Annotated in this window: 14 protein-coding genes; 4 read left to right on the forward strand and 10 right to left on the reverse strand. The window is 66.4% G+C overall.

What is annotated here, in order from left to right; translation table 11 throughout:
* The first annotated feature begins 38 nt into the window (after nt 1-38).
* Both BRW65_RS16845 and BRW65_RS16850 read left to right on the forward strand, forming a co-directional pair.
* A complete protein-coding gene (locus BRW65_RS16845; protein ID WP_073876475.1) occupies nt 39-998 on the forward strand; it encodes an NAD-dependent epimerase/dehydratase family protein in 960 nt (319 codons plus the stop codon).
* The gene (locus tag BRW65_RS16850; RefSeq protein WP_073876476.1) at nt 988-2,196 is read left to right on the forward strand and encodes a glycosyltransferase family 4 protein; all 1,209 of its coding nucleotides are present in this window, start codon (nt 988-990) and stop codon (nt 2,194-2,196) included. The genes BRW65_RS16845 and BRW65_RS16850 overlap by 11 nt, the downstream gene beginning before the upstream one ends.
* On the opposite strand, the gene BRW65_RS16855 is transcribed toward BRW65_RS16850, so the two are convergent.
* On the reverse strand, nt 2,171-3,124 hold the full coding sequence (locus BRW65_RS16855; protein WP_073876478.1) for a UDP-glucuronic acid decarboxylase family protein: 954 nt from the start codon (nt 3,122-3,124) through the stop codon (nt 2,171-2,173). The genes BRW65_RS16850 and BRW65_RS16855 overlap by 26 nt on opposite strands.
* Nucleotides 3,125-3,133: 9 nt before the next feature.
* Complete coding sequence (locus BRW65_RS16860; protein ID WP_073876479.1) at nt 3,134-4,450, reverse strand: UDP-glucose dehydrogenase family protein; 1,317 nt, start codon at nt 4,448-4,450, stop codon at nt 3,134-3,136.
* Between BRW65_RS16860 and BRW65_RS30970 the strand changes: the two genes are divergently transcribed.
* Nucleotides 4,434-5,252, forward strand: a complete 819-nt coding sequence (locus tag BRW65_RS30970; RefSeq protein WP_167374056.1) for a class I SAM-dependent methyltransferase — start codon at nt 4,434-4,436, stop codon at nt 5,250-5,252. The two genes, BRW65_RS16860 and BRW65_RS30970, sit on opposite strands and share 17 nt — an antisense overlap.
* A 103-nt stretch (nt 5,253-5,355) precedes the next feature.
* Here BRW65_RS30970 and BRW65_RS16870 read toward each other — a convergent pair whose 3' ends face one another.
* The 6 genes from BRW65_RS16870 to BRW65_RS16895 form a co-directional block, all read right to left on the reverse strand.
* Complete coding sequence (locus BRW65_RS16870; protein WP_073876483.1) at nt 5,356-7,053, reverse strand: GMC family oxidoreductase; 1,698 nt, start codon at nt 7,051-7,053, stop codon at nt 5,356-5,358.
* On the reverse strand, nt 7,050-8,006 hold the full coding sequence (locus tag BRW65_RS16875) for an aldo/keto reductase (RefSeq protein ID WP_073876485.1): 957 nt from the start codon (nt 8,004-8,006) through the stop codon (nt 7,050-7,052). The genes BRW65_RS16870 and BRW65_RS16875 overlap by 4 nt, the downstream gene beginning before the upstream one ends.
* The gene (locus BRW65_RS16880; protein WP_073876545.1) at nt 7,993-9,006 is read right to left on the reverse strand and encodes a glycosyltransferase family 4 protein; all 1,014 of its coding nucleotides are present in this window, start codon (nt 9,004-9,006) and stop codon (nt 7,993-7,995) included. The genes BRW65_RS16875 and BRW65_RS16880 overlap by 14 nt, the downstream gene beginning before the upstream one ends.
* Before the next feature lie 136 nt (nt 9,007-9,142).
* On the reverse strand, nt 9,143-10,588 hold the full coding sequence (locus BRW65_RS16885) for an O-antigen ligase family protein (RefSeq protein WP_073876547.1): 1,446 nt from the start codon (nt 10,586-10,588) through the stop codon (nt 9,143-9,145).
* Nucleotides 10,589-10,614: 26 nt separating this feature from the next.
* Nucleotides 10,615-12,066, reverse strand: coding sequence for a polysaccharide biosynthesis tyrosine autokinase (locus tag BRW65_RS16890; protein WP_073876486.1), 1,452 nt, complete (start codon nt 12,064-12,066; stop codon nt 10,615-10,617).
* Between the two features lie 177 nt (nt 12,067-12,243).
* A complete protein-coding gene (locus BRW65_RS16895; protein WP_073876549.1) occupies nt 12,244-13,899 on the reverse strand; it encodes a hypothetical protein in 1,656 nt (551 codons plus the stop codon).
* A 343-nt stretch (nt 13,900-14,242) separates the two neighbouring features.
* Between BRW65_RS16895 and BRW65_RS16900 the strand changes: the two genes are divergently transcribed.
* Entirely contained in the window at nt 14,243-15,037 is a 795-nt protein-coding gene (locus BRW65_RS16900) for an FkbM family methyltransferase (RefSeq protein WP_073876489.1), read from the forward strand.
* 63 nt (nt 15,038-15,100) lie between these two features.
* Here BRW65_RS16900 and BRW65_RS16905 read toward each other — a convergent pair whose 3' ends face one another.
* Together BRW65_RS16905 and BRW65_RS16910 are read right to left on the reverse strand one after the other, a co-directional pair.
* Nucleotides 15,101-16,963, reverse strand: coding sequence for a putative bifunctional diguanylate cyclase/phosphodiesterase (locus BRW65_RS16905; protein ID WP_073876551.1), 1,863 nt, complete (start codon nt 16,961-16,963; stop codon nt 15,101-15,103).
* A 237-nt stretch (nt 16,964-17,200) separates the two neighbouring features.
* Entirely contained in the window at nt 17,201-18,820 is a 1,620-nt protein-coding gene (locus BRW65_RS16910; RefSeq protein WP_073876553.1) for a hypothetical protein, read from the reverse strand.
* Nucleotides 18,821-19,099 lie beyond the last annotated feature (279 nt).

Consider the following 19,099-nt stretch of genomic DNA (forward strand, 5'->3'; position numbering starts at 1 on the left):
CGCGTATCCGAATCCTTGGACGCGAGAGGGATAGAAACGTGAGCAGGTATCTGGTCACCGGAGGTTGCGGATTCATCGGGTCGTCGGTCGTCGACTCGTTGCTGGAGCGGGGCGCGGAGGTCTTCGTCGTGGATGACCTTTCGCTCGGAAAAGACCGCTGGCACAAGGCACCCCGCAAGCCGACACTGGTCATCCGCGACATCCTCGACGCCGAGGCCTGTGACGAGGCATTCCGTGACATCAAGCCGCAGAACGTCATTCATCTTGCGGCGCAGCACTTCGTCCCCTGGTGCGAGGAGCACGTCTACGAGGCGTACACCCTTAACGTGCATGGCACGTTGAACGTCCTGGAGTCGTCGCGCCGGCACGGGGTCCAAGCCTTCTTCTTCGCGTCCAGCGGCGACGTCTACCACCCGAGCTTCTTGCCCCATCGGGAAGTCGACCCGACCGGGCCGGTGTATGTCTACGGCCACACCAAATATCTGGCCGAGCAGCTGTGCATGCGCTATTTCGAGTCCACCGGATGTTTCCGCACACTGGTGATCGGGCGGCTGTTCAACGCCGCCGGACCACGCGAAACCAACCCGCACCTGCTCGCCGAGGTCACCCGCCAGATCGCGCAAGAGGGCAAGCGCGAAGTGGAAGTCGGTAACCTTTGGCCGCTGCGCGACTACGTGGACGTCGAATCGATGGCCGCCGTTATCGTCGACACCGTCTCGCGGGTCGAAGGATTGGAGATCCTCAACATCGGATCCGGCAAGGCGATCGAGGTCCGGGAAGCGTTGAGCATCATCGCGTCCGTCCTGCCATTTCCCGTTGACTTCACCTCGGTGCCCGAGCGTCAACGCCCCAACGACCGACCATTCCTGTGCCCGGATACGCAACGGCTGCGCCGCACCATCGGCCGTGCGGCGGAGCCGTTCAGCCAGGCCACGGCGCGAAAAATCTTCGCCGAATACCCGGACATCGCGCTCGAGAGCGACCGCGGTGCGCCCTGATTTCGCCAGCCCGCTGCGGGTTGCCCTGGTGGGTGACTATCCCGTCGATGAAGGCGCGGCGGTGGAGAACGGGGTGCAGTCGGTGACGTACACGCTGGCCCATGCGCTGGCAGCCCGTTCCGACGTCGAGTGCCACGTTGTCAGCGCGATGAACGGTGTAACCACCACCTATCGCCGGGACGCCGCACTGCACGTTCACTACGTCAAGCGCCTGAACCTCCCCAGGTTGGTCACACTGCGCGTCAACGATGTGCCACGCCTGGCGGCGGTGATTCGTTCGATCAATCCCGATATCGTGCATGGACAGGGTCAAGATCGCCACGCGCTTGGCGCATTGGCGAGCGGCGCGCCGACGGTCATCACCCCGCACGGCGTGCTCTTCATCGAAAGCCGGTTACTGCAAAGAAACCGATGGGACGCGTTGGGCGCCCTGAAGAAACGGGCTGTCGCCAACATGGAGCGGGAAGTGTTTCGCCGCGCCCGGGACATGATCATCATCTCGCCGTATCTGGCGCAGGTTTATGGACCCATGCTGACGGCACGCTGCCGGTTCATCGAGAACCCGATCCAAGACGACTTCTTCCGCATAGAACGCGCACCGGAGCCCGGCCGGACGTTGTTCGTCGGCACGCTGGTGCCGCGCAAGAGTGTGCACGATCTCGTTCGCGCGGTCGGCGCGGTTGCCAACGACCATCGCGCCGATGCGGACCTGCCGTGGCGGGCGGGCGTGCAACTCAGGGTCGCCGGACCCATTGCGGACCCCGGCAGCGAACGCGAGGTCCGGCGTGCGGTAGAGGAATGCGGCCTACGGGAACGGGTAAGGCTGCTCGGACCCATCAGCCACGAAGAACTGCTCGATGAATACGCGCGAGCCCAGGTCCTCTTGATGGGCTCACGTGAAGAGACCACTCCGCAAGCCGTCGCGCAGGCGATGGCGTGCGGGCTGCCGGTGATCGCCTCCCGCGTCGGCGGCATTCCGGACATGGTCGAGGATGGCCGCACCGCGCTCCTGTTTCCGCATGGCGACGTCGCGGCCTGCGCCGGGCACATCCGCCGGATGCTCGGCGACGACGCATTCAGAGCGAGCGTCGAACACCGGGTACGCGCCGAGGCGGAGAAGCGTTTCGACCCCAAATCGGTTGCAGAGCAGACCGTTCGCGTCTATCGGGAAGTCATCGCCCGGGATCGGCAGACCTGAGATGCTCGATCGTGAGTTTGACCCCTGGGCCGAAAGGGACCACCGGACGCCAGTCGAGTTGCGACTCCGCCAGGGCGATGTCCGGCTTGCGCTTCTTCGGGTCGTCCTCGGGCAGCGGCTGGAAAACGATCGGAGAGGACGAGCCGGTCATCTCCTTGATGATGCGCGCGACTTCGAGGGCGGTCAGCTCGTCCTGGCTACCGAGGTTGACCGGTCCGGTGAACGACGATTCGCTGGTCGCCATCTTCACCAGCCCGTCGATCAAATCGTCGACGTAGCAGAAGCTTCGGGTTTGGCTGCCGTCGCCGAAGATGGTGATCGGTTCACCCCGTAGTGCCTGCACGATGAACTGTGAGACGATCCGCCCATCCTCGGGATCCATCCTGGGCCCATAGGTGTTGAAGATGCGGACGACCTTGATCCGAGCGCCGAAGCGGCGCGCGTATTCGAGCATGAGTGTTTCGGCAACCCGCTTACCCTCGTCATAGCACGCACGCGGGCCGAAGCAGTTGACGTTGCCCCAGTAGCTTTCGGTCTGCGGATGGACGGTGGGATCGCCGTAGATCTCGCTGGTGGACGCCTGCAGCATGACCGCGTCTTTGTCGAGCGCCAGCTCGAGGACGTTCCTCGTACCGAGGTAGTTGGTGTCGAGGGTGAACACGGGATCGCGCTGGAACGCGAACGGCGAACCCGGGCAAGCCATGTTGAAGACGAGGTCCAGCGGTCCCGTCACGGCAGCCGCGTCCAGCGGCCGTCTGACATCGTGCTCGGAGAAGCTGAACCCGGGGTCGCCCTCGAGGTGGGTGAGGTTTTCGCGCCTGCCGGTGTAGAAGTTGTCCAGGCCGAGCACCTCAATGCCGTCGCGGCGAAGGCGATCGCAGAGGTGGGATCCGAGGAATCCGGCGGCGCCGGTGACGAGGGCTCTCATCCACCCAGCCTAGTGGCGGCCCATGCCGTAGTACTCGAAACCCTCGGCCCGCAACCGCTTGGGGTCATAGATGTTTCGACCGTCGAAGACCACATGGCCCCGCATGACCGACCGCATGCGCTGCCACGACGGCCGCTGGAACTGCTTCCACTCGGTGATGAGGACGAGCGCGTCGGCGCCCTCGATGGCCTCGTACATGTTTCCGGCGTACTCGATCGAATTGCCCAGCACCTCTTTGGCGCGCCCGGTCGCCGCCGGATCGAAAGCCCGCACGGTCGCCCCCATCTCGATCAACTTGCGCGCGACCACCAGTGACGGCGCCTCGCGTATGTCGTCGGTCTGGGGCTTGAAGCTGAGGCCCCAGAGCCCGATCCGCAAGCCGGTCAGGTCTGCTGCGGGCCGACCGGGGCCGAAGTGAGTGACGATCTTGGCGACCAGGGTGGCCTTTTGCTCCGTGTTGACCTCGTCGACGGCACGCAGCAAGCGCATCTGCGACCCCATGCCTGCGGCGGTATGTATCAACGCTTGGACGTCCTTGGGCAGGCATGAGCCGCCGTATCCGACGCCGGGAAAGAGGAACTCATACCCGATACGGCGGTCGGCCCCGAGGGCCTCCCGCACGGCTGCGATGTCCGCCCCCGCCGTCTCGCACAGGTTCGAGATCTCGTTGATGAATGAAATCTTGGTAGCGAGAAAGCAATTCGCCGCATACTTGGTGATCTCGGCGCTCCTGATGTCCATGACGATCAGCGGGTGGAAGGTACGCAAGTACGGTTCGTAGACCTCGCGCATGATCTCCACGGCCCGCTTGGAGTCACTGCCGATGACGACGCGGTCGGGCTTTATGAAGTCGGTGACCGCCGAACCCTCCTTGAGGAACTCGGGATTCGATACGACGTCGAACTCGTGCTTGGCCTTGCGGCCGATGATCGCGCGAACATCGTCGGCGGTACCGACGGGCACGGTCGACTTGTCCACGATCACTTTGTAGCGATCCAAGTACGTTCCGATATCGTCGGCGGCCGCCTGGACGTGCGACACGTCGGCCTCGCCGTTCTCGCTCATGGGCGTCGCGACGGCGATGAAGATCACGTCGCCGTGCTCGATCGCGCGCCGACGATCCGTGGTGAAATCGATGGATCCATTCTCCCGGTTCCTGGCGATCAACTCGGCCAAGCCGGGCTCATAAATCGGCACACCTCCGGCCAGAAGCTCGTCCACCTTCCCCTGGTCGATGTCGACACACACCACGTCGTTGCCGCTGTCCGCCAGGCAAGCGCCCGTGACGAGCCCGACGTACCCGCACCCGATGATCGAAATCCTCAAGACGACACCTTCGCTTCCCGACGATCGCCCAATAGTCCCGCAAGCGAGCGATCCACGCGCACTTTTTCGGCTAGCTTCGTCAACGATCCCGGTATTTTATTTCCCCTATTCTCTGACCTCGACATCAACCGGAATTGGCGGCCGACCCAGGCGCGCGGCCGGCGCGGGACAGCGGGAATCTTTGTCCAAATGGGTCTTTGGCGACAGCCCAGGTCCGATAGAGTGTTATGCGTGCCCCAAGCGGATGCCGAGCGCGACCGGATGCCATCGGCGCCGACCCGAGGGCTCCTCCAAAACCTGGGTCAGCGCGTCGGCGGCACGGCAAGCCCTATACCTCGAATTCGGTGTGTTCGATGGCGGCTCGATGCGGTGGTGGTCGCAGCATCTGCCGCATACTGAAGCGAGGCTGATCGGTTTCGACACCTTCGAAGGCCTGCCACAGGATTGGCGGCCCGGCCTGGGAGCCGGCCACTTCGCCGTCGGCGGCGAGCCGCCCAAGATCGACGATGCCCGCGTCTCGTTCGTCGTCGGCTGGTTCGACGACAGCCTCCCGAAGTTCGAAATCCCCGAGCATGACCAGTTGATCATCAACGTCGACTGCGACGTGTACTCCAGCGCCGCCACGGTGCTGAGTTGGGCGGAGCCGTTTCTCAAGCCCGGTACGCTGATCTACTTCGACGAGTTCCCCGACCGCGATCACGAGATGCGGGCATTCAAGGAACTCATGGCCCGCTCGCCACGGGAGTTCCGCCCGCTCGCCACGGCGCGCGGTCATCACTGGCTGTTCGAGGTCGTCAAGTGACTCCACCCCGCCCCTGGCCCATTTTCGCTGTCCGTAAATCGGATGGGCGATAAACGAATTCAGCCCGGAACGATCACCCGGCGGTAGCGCGAAGCCACCAGCCTCAGCCGTCGGGACTCCCGGGCCGCGCCGATCGCACACCGATGAGCCGCTCCGCGAGCCGCACCCCCAGCGCTATCCCGAGCAGCGTCGGGTTGGCCTGGCTCGACGTCGGCAGGACCGAGGTGCTCGCGACGTAGAGCCCGCGCACGCCGTGCACCTGAAGGTCCGGGTTCACGACGCCGCCGTCGGCGGTCGCAGACATCCGAGTTGTGCCGGCCTGATGAAAGCCGGCGTAGCCCTGCATGAAATCGTGTACCGACGCCTCGACGTCGTCGGAGAGCCACTCCACGTGTCCGACCCCGTGGCGGCGCAGCTGCTCGTCGATGAGATCGATTGCCTTGCGAACGCTTTCGTAGTCGGCGTCGGAGAAATACATGTGGGTGCGTATCCTGCGCATGCCGAGGGCGTCGCGTTCGTCGGTCAGCTCGACCCGGCTGTCCCAGTGCGGAAGATGCTCGCCGTGGTAGTGCAGCACGTACCGATTGCCCGACCCCTTGACGAAGAAGCCCGGCGCCTTGCGGCCCCGGCGCAGGAACCGCGCGTAGGAGAACCGAACCGCGAATCGGATGGAGCCGAACAGGTCTCGGATGATGTTACGCAGGTGCGCGGCGACGCGCGGCGGGCCCGCGGTCTTGGTGTGGGCCTCGCGGATGGCCGCCGCGAGCAGAAAACGCCCCAGCGGGGAGATCAACGTCAGGTAGACACCCGACAGGATCCCGCTCCCGTGCGCCGGATCGCTGATCGGCGGATTCACCATCCAGACGGCGGCATTCGGCATCCCGAGGTCGCGCTGCAGCTGCGGGCTGAAGGTGAATCGCCTGCGAAGGTATACGCCCTCGCGGTCTCGCTCGTGTTCGTAGATGACGTCGTCGCTGGTGAAGTGCACGCGGGCCACCCGGCCTTCGACATGGGACATGTACCACCGCCCCAGGTGGCCACCCGCGTTGCCCAGGCCGGCCGGATGATGGCGGTCCGAAGCCAGGAGCAATCTGGTCGCCTCCAAGCCGCCGGTGGCAAGGATGTAGTCCGCCGCAACGACTCTGCCCTCCCGCCCATCAAGCGTCTTGACGACGAGATGGTCGACTGCGTCACCGGCTTCGGTGGTCACCACCTCGGTGCAGGTCAGGCCGGTCCACACCGTCAAGCCGGGGGTTTTGCGCAACTCGGCGCGGTATTCGCGCCCGAAACGCGTTGGCAACGACCAGCGTTCGAGGTCGGTGGTGCGCACCTGTTCGTCGGGCAGCCCCACGACCAAGTCCCGCTGCGCCAACTCCGGGACGTCCCGCGCATTGAAGACCGCCTGCCCGCATCCCGCCCAGTCGCAGGCCCGCTGCAGATAGGGCTCGACATCGTCGAACCCGATCGGCCAGGGCGACTCCGCGGTGATGGGCCGATCCTCGAAGTCGATGGCGTCGAACTTGACACAACGGCCGCCCCACAGCGCCGAGGTCCCGCCCACCTGCCGGCGAACGGCGACCTCACTGCGTGAATGAAAGTAGTCGTCCTGGCGCGAGTCGAACGCCGCCAGCTCCTGTGCCGCGCGGTCCGTGCGCTCTGACCCGCTTTCGATCAGCGCCACCTCGACGCCGGCAGCCGCGAGCTCCAGCGCGGTCACGATGCCGATCGGGCCGGCCCCGACCACCACGACATCGGTTCGGATCGTCATGTTGTGGGCGAACTGCGCCGGACCGCGAATCACGCGGCGGGGCCGCGTCGGAACTGCCGGGCGAGAGCGAGAAAACGCGTCAGCAGCTCCCCGTCCGGCGGCGACGAGACGGCTTCCGCCGCGTCGGCAACCCGCCGCGGGTCGGTGCTGCTGTAGAGAATCGCGCGACAACCCGTGGCCCTTGCCGACGACGCGACGATCAGCCTCGGCAACACACCGGGGGCCAACGGGTCGGCTTGGAGCGTTTCGCACCAACGTCGGGCCAGCCGTGCGTCGGCCCGCAACGCAGCGCGGAGCGCGTCGTACGACCGGTTGAAGACGCCAAACACCAAGTCGGCGGGGCGTGGCGGAGGAGCGAGAAGGTCGCCGCGGACCTGGCTGACGCCCCGCGGTGCGAATGCACCGGCGAAATCCACCTCGAGGCCCTCGTCCTGGGACACACCCCAGGCGCGAATCTTGCCCTGCCGGTGGGCCCGTTCGAAGAACTCGCCGAGTTCGTCGCCGGCGACGACGTCGAAAGGCCTTGGGCCGTGGACGAACAAGATGTCGACGTAGTCGACGCCCAGCGCCGCCAGGCTCTCGTCCAGGCTGCGGGTCGCGACCGCCGCGTCGTAGCGCCGGGGGGTCAGGTCCGGTTCCTGTTGCCGCTTGACCGCGCGCCGCAGTGCTGGGGCTTTGCGGAGCACCGCCCGCGCGGGCGCCTGGAAGCGGCCGAGGCGCCGGGCCGCGCCGCCGACCTCGATGCCGAACTTGGTGGCCACGGTCACCGCGTCGCGATTCACGGTGCGCAGGAAGACCCCCAGCTCGGACTCCGCCATCCCCAGCCCATACATCCGCGCGGTGTCGAAGTGCGTGATGCCGTGCTCGACCGCGCTGCCCAGCACGGCCATCCGCTCCTTGCGGAACGGCGCCTGCAGCAAACCCCCGCACCCGAAACCGACCGCGCTGACCTTGAGCGCCGGTCCGCTGAGCTCAATCTGCTCCAACGCCGAGGCTCTCGTAGATCCGGCGAAGCTCGGCGCCGATGACCTCCGGGCTGCGGGTCGCCGCGATGTGCGCCTGCCCCTTGAGCCCGTCGCGCTCCGCCAGCTCCGGATCGCGCAGGTAGCGCCCGATCGCCGCCGCCAATGCGGGCGGATCATCAACGGGGACGAGCATTTTCGGGTCAGGCACGATGCCCGGCGTGCCGGAGACCGGCGTCGCGACGGCCGGCCGCGCGCCGGCCAGGGCCTCGGTCACGATCAGCGGCATCGCCTCGGCGCGCGACGGGAGCACCACCACCCGCGCGGACCGGATCAACGCGGGGATCGCGTCCGGATGTACCGCGGGTTCCACCGAGAAGCGCTCCAGCTGCGGAGGGGTGTAGTCGTCGATCGGCCCGACCACCCGGCACTGGCCTTCGATGCCCTCGTCGAGCAGCAGCTGCCACGCCGCGGCGAGCGTGTCGACCCCCTTGCGCAGGCCGATGGTCCCGGCGAAGAGCGCCACCGGCGGCGTCGTGCTGGCCCCGGGCGCGTCCCAGTCGATCGGCGCCGGGTTCACCGAGATGGTGCTCGGCACCCGAGGAGCCAGCTGGGCAACGGTGGCCTGCGCGTCCTCCGAGAACACGATGAGGTGGTCGGCGCGGCGCAGGGTGGCACCGATAAAGCGGCGGTGCCGAAGGGCTTCCCTGGCGACATCGGCGCCCTGCAGCGTCGCGACGATCCGCAAGCCCCGCGCCTTGGCCAGTCGAATCAGCGGTCCTTCGCGCAGCCACGCCCCGCCGTCGGAGATGTGGAAGTGCACGATGGTCGTGCGGGGTGCGCGGGCCAACACGGCCGCCGCCCGCGCGGTCAGCACGAAGTTCTTCGCGTGGTGCCGCCCTTCCCAGGTGGACAGGACGCGGATGTCGTCCGCGCCCATCTTGTAGTCGCGGATGACTCGGATCACGGTCTGCGTCCCGCCGAAGCTGTAAACGCCCGGCCCGACATGAATGACGGAGATCATCGCGGTCCGGAAATGGGATAGCACAGCGGCGCGTGGCGGGGGTGGTCGAGCAGACAGAGACTTCGCATTCGGCTAACTCCCAACGTGATTGGCGACGGCGTCAAAGTACACCGGTCGACTGCTCGACGTGCCCACTTCAGCGGGCTCCGGATGGTGCCGCGAGCCCGGCCACGTCGGGGCTGACCGCGGGTTCGGCGTCGCGCACTCGGTCACGTATGCCGGCGAACCCCATCGTCGAACCGAGCGCGATGCCCAGCGCGAAGGCGTCCGATGGCATCTCGGGCAAAGGCCACACCACGGATATCGCGAGGAGGCCCGCGCTGACCGCCACGCTGACCTTCGCCGCCGCGGTCCGGCAGCGCACCGCCTTGATCAACGGGATCAGCGCGAAGGCGGCGAACGCCGTCATACCGACCACACCTGCTTTCGCCAGCCACCAGAGATAGAAGTTGTGCGAGTAGGCGGGATAGAACTTCGCGGAAAACTCGTCGTCACCCTTCGGCGGCTGATACGCGTAACCCAGGCCATGGCCGAATACGGGCGCCTGAGCGATCGAGCGGTTCAGCAGGGAGTTCTCCCGCACCCTCTCCAGCGCCGATTCGTCCACGGCGAGCGCGCTCGACGAAACCCCGCCGAGCACCCGCTCGTTGAAGGCCGTGAGCTGGTCGCCCAGCCACGCGCCGGCTTGCGAACCGTGCAGCAAGAACAGCAATCCCGGCAACGTCACCGCGACCACCGCCGCGCAGATGGCGACGACGACGAGGGTCCGGCGCACGGTTGACACGCTCAGGCTGACCAACAGAGCCGCACCCGCCGCCACGGCCATCGAGATAAGCGTGTTGCGGGAGAACGACAGCAGCGAAATGATCAGCGCGGGTGGGCCCAAAGTCAGGAGCGTGGCGGGCCTCAGGCGGCCGATTATGGCGGCGGCCACCAGCGCGCTCAGCGTCGCGGTGGCCGGGGATTGCGTGGTCAGGATGATCCGGACGGCCTGGTCGGCCCCGGTCGCCGCCCCCAAACTTTCAGACCGGCCCGCCAGCCGGATGGCATGCAGCGAACTCACGACCGCCATGCCCGCCGAAAACCACAGGATGCCGGCCGTCACGCGGATCGACCACTTGATGTAGTCGCCGTACACCACCAACAGCGCCAGCACGTAGCCCACGACGATTTCCAGCATGGACAGCGATTCGCGCAGCACGATGGTGGCGTCATGCCCGTTCTCGAATCCAGCCGCGGTCGACATCACAAGCACGACCAGGAACACGGCGGGCAACCAGAAATCGGAGAATCGCGGTTTCACGATCGGAATCAGGTAGCCGATCGCCAGCATCGCGGCCAGCAGATACAGGTAGATGACCGCGGGGCCGACGACTTTGCCGACGTGCAGGCCCGCTGGCAGCGCCGCGAACGCCGCCACCAACGCCACCCACACCATCGCCTCGGGTCTCACCCAGTAGACAACCAGGCAGAAGGTGGCGGCGATCAGCATGATGCCCTCCGTGGTGAGTCGCACCGAGAGCACGCCGAACACGAAACATCCGAAGAGGAACAGCGCGAGCGAGGCTGCGCTCATGGCCATGCGATGCCGACTGCGCAGGTAGTAGATCACGTCGAAGGACTGGCCTTCGAACGGTAGACCTGGGCGGCGGCCTTGCGGTGCAGCGACAGCCTCGCGTCGGTCAGGACCGTGCCGACGATCTCCGCGTTGGCCGAGCGCAGCGTTGCCAACGCGTCCTTGAGTTCGTCGGTCGTGGTGCGTCCCGCCCGGACCACCAGCACCGTCGCTTGAACGGCGCCGGACAGCAAGACCGCGTCGGCCGTCGCCAGCACCGGCGGCCCGTCGACCACGATCCGGTCGAATCGCGACGACAATTCCCCCAGCACGGCGTCGAGCACTTCCGGCGGGTACGCGGAGCAGGGCAAGGTTTCCCGGCGGGCCGCGCGTGCCGCCAGGACGAACAGCCTTTGGAAGGGTGTCGGTTTGACGGCTTCGGCCGCGATCTCGGGGTTCGCCAGCGCGTTGGCCAAGCCTTCGCCCGATTCGACCTTCAGCAAGCCGGCGATCACCGGCCGGCGGGTGTCGCCCTCGACCACCAGCACGTCGTCACCGACTTCGGCGAATGCCCGGGACAGGTTGAGGACCGTCGTCGTGGTTCCCTCGCCGCCGAACGGTGACGCCACCAGCAGCCGGCGACCGTCGGGGCCGATCGTCCTGCGCACCCGGGTACGCATGTCCCGCACGGCGTCGTCGAACGTGACGTCGGTGCCGAACCGCGGAGCCCCGCCGCGCCGTCGCGGCAACTCGCCGAGCGTCGGTAGGCCCGACAGCTCTTCGAGCTTCTCGCGGGTGCGCACGGTGCGATCGCTGGCTTCGCGGGTCAGCGCCACGGCCATGCCGAGCAGCAGGCCGGCGACCACGCCCATCGCCATGTTGCGTACCGGTGCCGGGGTGACCGCGTGGTCGGGAACCTGAGGCGGTTCCACCACCCGCGCCCGCGCCACTGGGAGCGGCTTTCCGTTCTGCTCCTGCACTCCCGGCGTTTCCCGGGGCTGGCCAGGCGGCGACGTCGCATCCGTGGCGTCGGGCCGGGGGCCCGCATTGGGAGCGTCCGGCCGTGAAACCGTGCCCAGCGTGGGGATGATCGCGGCGAATTGGTCGGCTATCGCTCCGGCCAGCGCCGCCGCTCGCCTCGGGTCTGTGTCTTTGACGGTGATGGTGAACAGCTGCGATTTAGCGGTGTACTTCACCTGGGTTTGGGTCAGCAGATCGTCGGCACTGATCGGCAGCTGAAGCTGTTTGATCGCGCGGTCCGCGACCGTCCGGCCGCCGGCGATCTGGGCGTACGACGACAGCCGTTCCTGCGCTGTGAGCGTGCCGTTGTACAGCTCGGTCAGGTCGGTGGCGCCGGAAAACGAGATCAGGACCGTGGTGGACGACTGGTAATGCTTGGTCTGCAACGCCGTGATGGCCGCGGCGCCGATCGTACACGCCAGCACCGCGGCCGCTGCCAGCTTCCAGTGCGCGGCGAGAATCCGGACAAAGGTACGGAAATCCATCGACCAATGGCCTTTCTGAAAGCTCTAGGGCGCGAAAGCATCCATCCGGTCGGTTATCGGATGGGCAGAAACATTGAACATTATTGAAGCATCGCCATGCGACATTTGTCCGAAAAGCGATTCTGAAGGTCATCGCGGCAGCTCAGAAACCCGGCGGTGACCGTCGCAGGCGCCCTTTCACGCTCGGGGGCCGGCGGTCAGCACATCGCGCGATATGTTGACCGTTGCCAGTGGGTAGCCGCCCGAACCGTCACGCCCGTTGCGCGCCAACTCCATGGGCGGATAGTTCACCATGTGCGATGCGTCCGGCTTGTGCTGTTGCCATTCCACCGATGCCCGCAGCGTGTAGTTGCCGGGCGCCAAGCCCGCCAAGTCGAGCTTGACCGACTCGGTCGACGACACCGGGACCGGTTCGTTGCCGGGGTTGCCGCCGCCGTCGTTGTGGACCAGCGTCTTGAGGTTGACGGTCGTCGGGAGCGTGCGGACCACCGCGCCCGAGAAATTCACCAGTTGATAGCGGGGAGCCCATTTCTCGATCGCGGCGGCAGAACCGTAGTTGGTCCACGTCACCGCGACGGTCGCCACCCCGTCGTGTATTGGTTGCGGGCTCGGGCGCGCCTCGACCGAGTAGCGATACCCGGCGGCGACGTTCGCCTGCGCCCACAACAGGTACAGCGCCGGGTCCATCGGGGTCGACGATTCCGTGTCCGCGAAGTCGCAACTCGACGTCATCGCGACGTGGTACTTGATGACGTCGTGTAAGGCCTTTTGGTAGTAGGACTGCGGCGAGGTGCCGTCCGGCAACAGGCACCATTCGGTGATGACCGGCGCGGTGAGCAACCGATCTTTGAGTTGGGCGATCACCGGATCCTTCTGCTGCACATAACGCGAGCCGTCCAATTCGACCCACCCGGGCAGCGGCGCGATCACCCCCAGGCAATCGGCCCGCACTCCCACCGGGGCCGCCACTTTCTTTGTGACCTCATCGGAAAGCATTTCCCGCACAATTTCCGGATTCAGCAGTGTCGTGATCAACTGCGTCCGCCGAAACGCGCTCACGGTCGCCGCGACCAGCTGCCTGATCGATGCGATCGTGATGCTCTGATCACGAAACTGGCTGTAATAGCCCAGCTTCGCGACACTTTCGTCGGCCGAAGGGCCGGGAGCGCCCAGCTTGTCGCGCAAATACGCGATGTGGTTCTCGCTCCAATCCCCGTAGCCGGAGAACTCGAAAACGCTGAGCCGCTCGTCGCCGTCATACCGTCGCCCCAGCGCGGCGAGCAATTGTCCGAAAGCGTCGAGGTACCTCGGGTCGTTCCACTTCGGCACCACCTGCACCACTCCCGGCGTCCACCAATACCGTGCCGGTCCGGCGTAGTCGGTGGCGGCCGAGCGCATCCAGTCGGGGATCGCGATGTTGGTGTTGTTCGGAAACACGGTGTCGCAACAGGAGTGGTAGGCGACGATGCGAAGGGTCATCCGCATGTTTCTGCTGGCCAACTTGTTCAGCGCGTCATCGATCACGCTGAAGTCGAATTTCTGATCGTCCGGGGCGTCGGGGGGCAGCGTGCTGGGATCCGTGGGCTGTAACTGCCGCCAAGTGACACGCAGGCTGGCGTCATCGGAGGCGGGCCAGGGCGGGTACCGGTGCTGCGCGGGATTGGCTTGCGGGAACAACGGGATCAAAAGATCTTCGTATTGGCCGCGCAGCGGGTTCTGTACGTCCTGGACGGCCAGCGGTATCGCGGGACTGACTATCGCGGTCACCATCTCGGGGTTTCCGCGGCCACCACACCCGTTCGACAAGAGCGTCAGGCAAACGGCGACGAGCATTGCCGCCTTGCGCAACGTCCGAGCCGTGTTGGCGAACACGGGCGTCGGGGGGGTCGGCCTTCCGCACACCGAACGTGGGCCCTCCATCAGCTTCAAGAACTGACACCTCTCCGGTCGCTGGCGCTCTCCACCCGAAGCGCACCACATGAAATCGGCAACGATGCAACGCTGCCCACATCATCGGTCAATCATGCACATCTTCGGTGCATATCCCGGCCATCGTTGGGCGGCGGCCGCCGTGGGCGCGTTCCTTGCCGGGCATCGCCCCGTCCGGCGACTCGGATTGGTATGGTCGCGCAATCCGCTCGGCTGATCGGACGAGAATCGCTCAGGAGACCGCACGATGGCTTTGGTTCGATCGGCCACACGTCGGCTGGCGCCCGCGGTGAAGGCACTGGCGCCACGGTTCTTCTGGCGGCGGAAATACCGCATCCTGCAACAGCTTGGGGAAAGCCGGGCGGACATCCAGTTGGCGGTTTCGTTGTGCGACCCGAACCGGATCTCCCTCGACATCGGTGCCGACGTCGGACAATTCACAATCGCCATGCTGGCGTCGTCGCGATCGGTGATCGCGTTCGAACCCCGGCCCGCGCAAGCCCGCGACCTGGCCTCGATGTTCGACGCCGCCGGCGTTCCCGTACGGGTGGAGGCGATCGCGCTGTCTGACACTGCCGGAGTCGGGAGCATGAGGGTGGTCGAATCCGAGCCGGGCCGCAGCACGATCGACACCACCAATGCCCTGAGCGATGTCGACAACAGCGGGATCCGCAGCATCGAGGTCCCCATCAAGCGGCTCGACGATCTACACCTGCAAGACATCGGCATGATCAAGATCGACGTCGAGGGCCATGAACTCGCCGTATTGCGCGGGGCCACAAATACACTCGCGCGTGACCGGCCCGCGATCATGGTGGAGGCCGAGCAACGCCATTACCCCAACGCGGTCGCCGAGATCACCGCGTTGCTACGCCAGTGCGGCTACCGCGGGTATTTCGACCTCGACGGCGTCCGGCGGCCGATCGACGATTTCGACCCGCGCACGCACCAGGACCCATCCAACGTCGGCGACCGGGAGAACGACTGGGCGCCCCGCGGCGTCTATGTCAACAACTTCGTCTTCATCCCTCAGGACACGTGAGCGGTAGGCGGCACGCCGGACCGACGGTCGCGCGAGTTCTCACTGTTCGGCCACCGGGGCGAGCTAGACGGAGCCCGTCGGCAACGCCTTGCGGCCGGTCAAAAACGGCAACGGCAGCCAGCGTGCGGACAACAGGGCCTCCATCGCATCCGCGGGGACGGGGCGCGACAACAGGAAGCCCTGCGCCCGCCGACACCCGTGCTGGATCAATGTCATTGCGGCGACCGGTGTTTCGACGCCCTCGGCCACCACGTCCAGACCGAACGCCTCGGCCAGCCCGATGATGGCGCGAACGATCGCCAGGTCGCCGGCGTTGTTACCCAGGTCCCGCACGAACCCGGTGTCGATCTTGAGCATGTCGACGGGCAGGGATTTCAGATGCGACAACACCGCGTAGCCGGTACCGAAGTCGTCGATGGCGAGCTGCACGCCGATTTCCTTGAGCTCCGCCAACGTCTTTCGGGTGGTATCGATGTCGTGCACCACGGCGCGCTCGGTGATCTCCAGGCACACGGAGCCGGCGTCGAGGCCGAACTCGTCGATGGTGTCGGCGACGTCGCGCACGAACCCACGGGTGATGAGCTGCAGCGGCGACACGTTGATCCGCATCACGGTCCCCCGGCCGACCCCGTTCGCCTGCCAGCGACTGAAGTCGGCGCACGCGGTGCGCATCACCCAGCGGCCCAGTTCCATCGCCAGATTGGTCGATTCGGCGATTCCGATGAAGGAATCCGGCAGCAGCAGCCCCCAGATCGGGTGGCGCCAGCGCACCAGCGCCTCCGCGCCGACGATGGCGCCGGTCGACAGGTCGACCTCCGGCAGGTAGTGCAGCAGCAACGCTTCGCTGCCGATGTCGCCCTGCAGGTGCAGCTCGATGTCGTTGCGGAACGCGCGCTTGAGGGACATGTCGTCGGTGGAGACCGCGATCTGGTTGCCGCCCCCGCGCTTGGCGGTCAGCACCGCCTCGTCGGCGCGGCGGAGCAGGTCGGTGCAGTTGTCCCGGCCCGGGAATCCGACCGCGAGCCCGATGCTGACCGTGCGGCTGATCACGTGGCCGCCGATCGCCAGGCGCTCGCACAGCATGGCCGAGAGGTTGCGGGCGAACGACTCCGCGTCCTCGGGCGACATCGGCTGGTCGGGCACGACGACGAACTCGTCACCGCCCAGCCGGGCGATTGTGCTGTTGGGAGTGCAGACCTTGATGCGCTGCGCGAAGACCCTGATGAACCAGTCCCCCGCGGTGTGACCGAGGTAGTCGTTGATCGGCTTGAGCCGGTCGAGATCGAGGTACAGGACCGCGACAGGTCCCGGCCGCCCCGTCACGAGGCGTTCGGTCAGGTGCGCCACCAAGGCGCGACGGTTGAACAGCCCGGTCAGATCGTCGTGCTCGGCGAGATAGCGGAGCTTGTCTTCGGCGGCGATGCGGGCTTGCAGCTGCGCGAGCAGCGCGGCGACCGCCTCGAGGGTGTTGATCTCGTCTTGCTCCCACTTACGGGCGCCGAATTTGACGAAGCCGAGCAGGCCGGTGGTTGTGTCGCCCGAGACCAGTGGGGCGGCGGCCACCGAGGGCGAGGCGGCCACTTTGGCCCCGCCCAGCGGGCGGCGGAAAAAGCGCTTGGATTGGGCCGGCCGGATCACCACCGGCTTCCGCCCCTGCTTGCACTGAGCGAGCACCGACTCCGCGATGTCGAGCTCGGCGAAGGCCGTCGGATCCGCGTCCGAGGCGTCGGTTCGTGGCGGCCACTCGGCGACCAACGTCGACTCTCGGGTGTGCGGGTCGAGATGCCGCAAGAAGCTCGCGTCCACGTCGAACTGCTCGACCAACTGCGCGAGCACCTTCTCGCTCACCAGGTTGGCCGTCGCTGCGGTCGCCTCCATCAGCTGGGTGGCGACGGAGGTGACGACCAAGTCCAGACTGCGTGGCATGGTCTCCTCCGATGCGGCGCGCACCCCACTGTGTTGACGGTCGCCCGATCGTGGGATGTTCTCGCTGGCGAAACCCGTCGACCGCGCGCCCATGCGCATCGGCGGGTCCTCTGATTTGCTTCCTGGGGTCTATCCGGACCCGGGCAGGTCAGGACGCGTATTGGTCAGCAAAACGTATCACGCAGGCGCCGCCGGATCCGGGCTAACAAGCATCTTCCGGCCGGGAGCCGCTGTGCGTCATTGACCGTTGGCCGCCGCGTCGCTGGCGATGTCCAGTGTTGCGATCGGATACAGCCCGGAACCGTCGCGGCCATCGCGGGCCAGCGCCATCGGCGCGTAGTTCACCACGTGCGAGGCGCCCGGCTTGTGCTGTTGCCATTCCACGGACGCCCGCAGTGTGTAATGCCCGGGCGCCAGGCCCGTCACGTCGACGCGCACCGACTCTGTCGAGGACTCCGGAACGGCCTCCTCGCGTGACTGGCTGGAGTCGTCGTGGACCAGCGACTTGAGATTGACGGTCCCCGCGATGGTGCGAACCACCGCTCCCGAGAAGTCGACCAGCTTGTATCCGGGCGTCCACTGTTCGGTGGCCGCCGCGGCGCCGTAGTTGGTCCAGACGACGGAGATGGCAGCGACCTTGCCAGCGATCGACTGTGATCCCGGCTTGGCCTCCACCGAATACCGGTAACCGGCGGCGGTGTTCGCCTTGGCCCACAGGAGATACAGCTTGGGGTCCATCGCCGATGTCGCATCCCGGTCCGGGAAGTTGGCGCTCGATGTCATCGAAACGTGATACCTGACCACGTCGTGCAGGGCCTTCTCGTAGTAGGACCGGGGGTCGGTCCCGTTCGGCAGCCGGCACCACTGGCTGATCACCAGCGCCGAGGTGAGCCGCTGCTTGATCGCGTTGACGGCCGCGTCGTCGAACCGCACGTAGTGCGAGTCGTTGGACTCGGCCCATTCCGGCAGCGGGGACTGCGCGCCAAGGCAATCCGCGCGGATGCCGACCGGCGCGGACAGCTTCTTCGTCACGTCGTCGGCGAGCAACTCGCGCACGATTTCCGGGTTCTCGGCGGTGGTCACCAATTGGGTATGGCCGAACGCGCCGACGTTGGCGGCGACCAGCTGCGCGATGGACGCCTTCGTGATGCTTTGGTCGCGAAACTGACTGTAATAGCCCAACTTCGGCTGACTGTCGTCCGCCGTGGGGCCCGGCGCGCCCAGCGCGTCACGCAAGTACGCGACGGTGTTCTCGCCGAAATCGCCGTACCCGGAGAACTCGAACACGCTAAGCCGCTCGTCACCGTCGTAGCGCCGCCCGAGCGCGGCGAGCAGCTGGCCGAAGTTGTCGAGGTAGCCGGCGTCGTTCCAGTTCGGCACCACCTGCGTGACCCCCGGTGCGGAACTGTTGGGCGGCGCGGGATACCCGGTGGCCGCCGGACGCATCCAGTCCGGAATCGCGATGTTGGTGTTGCCCGGATAGGAATCGTTGCAACAGGACTTGTAGGCGTACACGCCCAGGATCAGCCGCATGTTACGGCTGCCGAGCTTCGTCAGCGCGTCGTCGATCGCACTGAAGTCGAATTTACGGTCGTCGGGAGCGTCGGGGGGCAGCGTGCGCGGGTCGACTGGCTGCAGCTGCCGCCACGAGACCCGCAGACTGGCGTCATCCGACGCGGGCCAGGAAGCGTACCGCTGCTGCGCCGGATTGCCTTGCGGGAAAAGGGGATTCAGGCCGTCTTCGTATTGGCCGCGCAGCGGGTTGGGGATCTCCTGGGCGGTGGGCGGAATGGCCGGGCTGACCATGGCGGACAGCGGGCCGGGATCGCTCTTGCCCCCACAGCCACTGAGCACCATCGCCGTGCACACGACAGCGGCCAGCGCGCTCTTCCTCGACTTCACGGTTGCTTCTCCCAACACACACCGATGCTCACTGAAGTGGCCCCATACTGCCTGGGTTATCTGGTGCGTGTAGCTAACGCGGGGCAGGTCACGAATTGGCGTAGCGCAGCCTAGCACGCAGGACCCGGCGGTCCCCGGGTCCAGCCGCGGCCGCAGTGACACGGGTCACAATAATGGCAGCCCTGTCACGCTCGACGCGCCGGCGGTGTCTCAAGGACATCAAGCCCGTGAGAA

It is taken from the genome of Mycobacterium paraffinicum, assembly GCF_001907675.1.
GTDB classification, from domain to species: domain Bacteria; phylum Actinomycetota; class Actinomycetes; order Mycobacteriales; family Mycobacteriaceae; genus Mycobacterium; species Mycobacterium paraffinicum_A.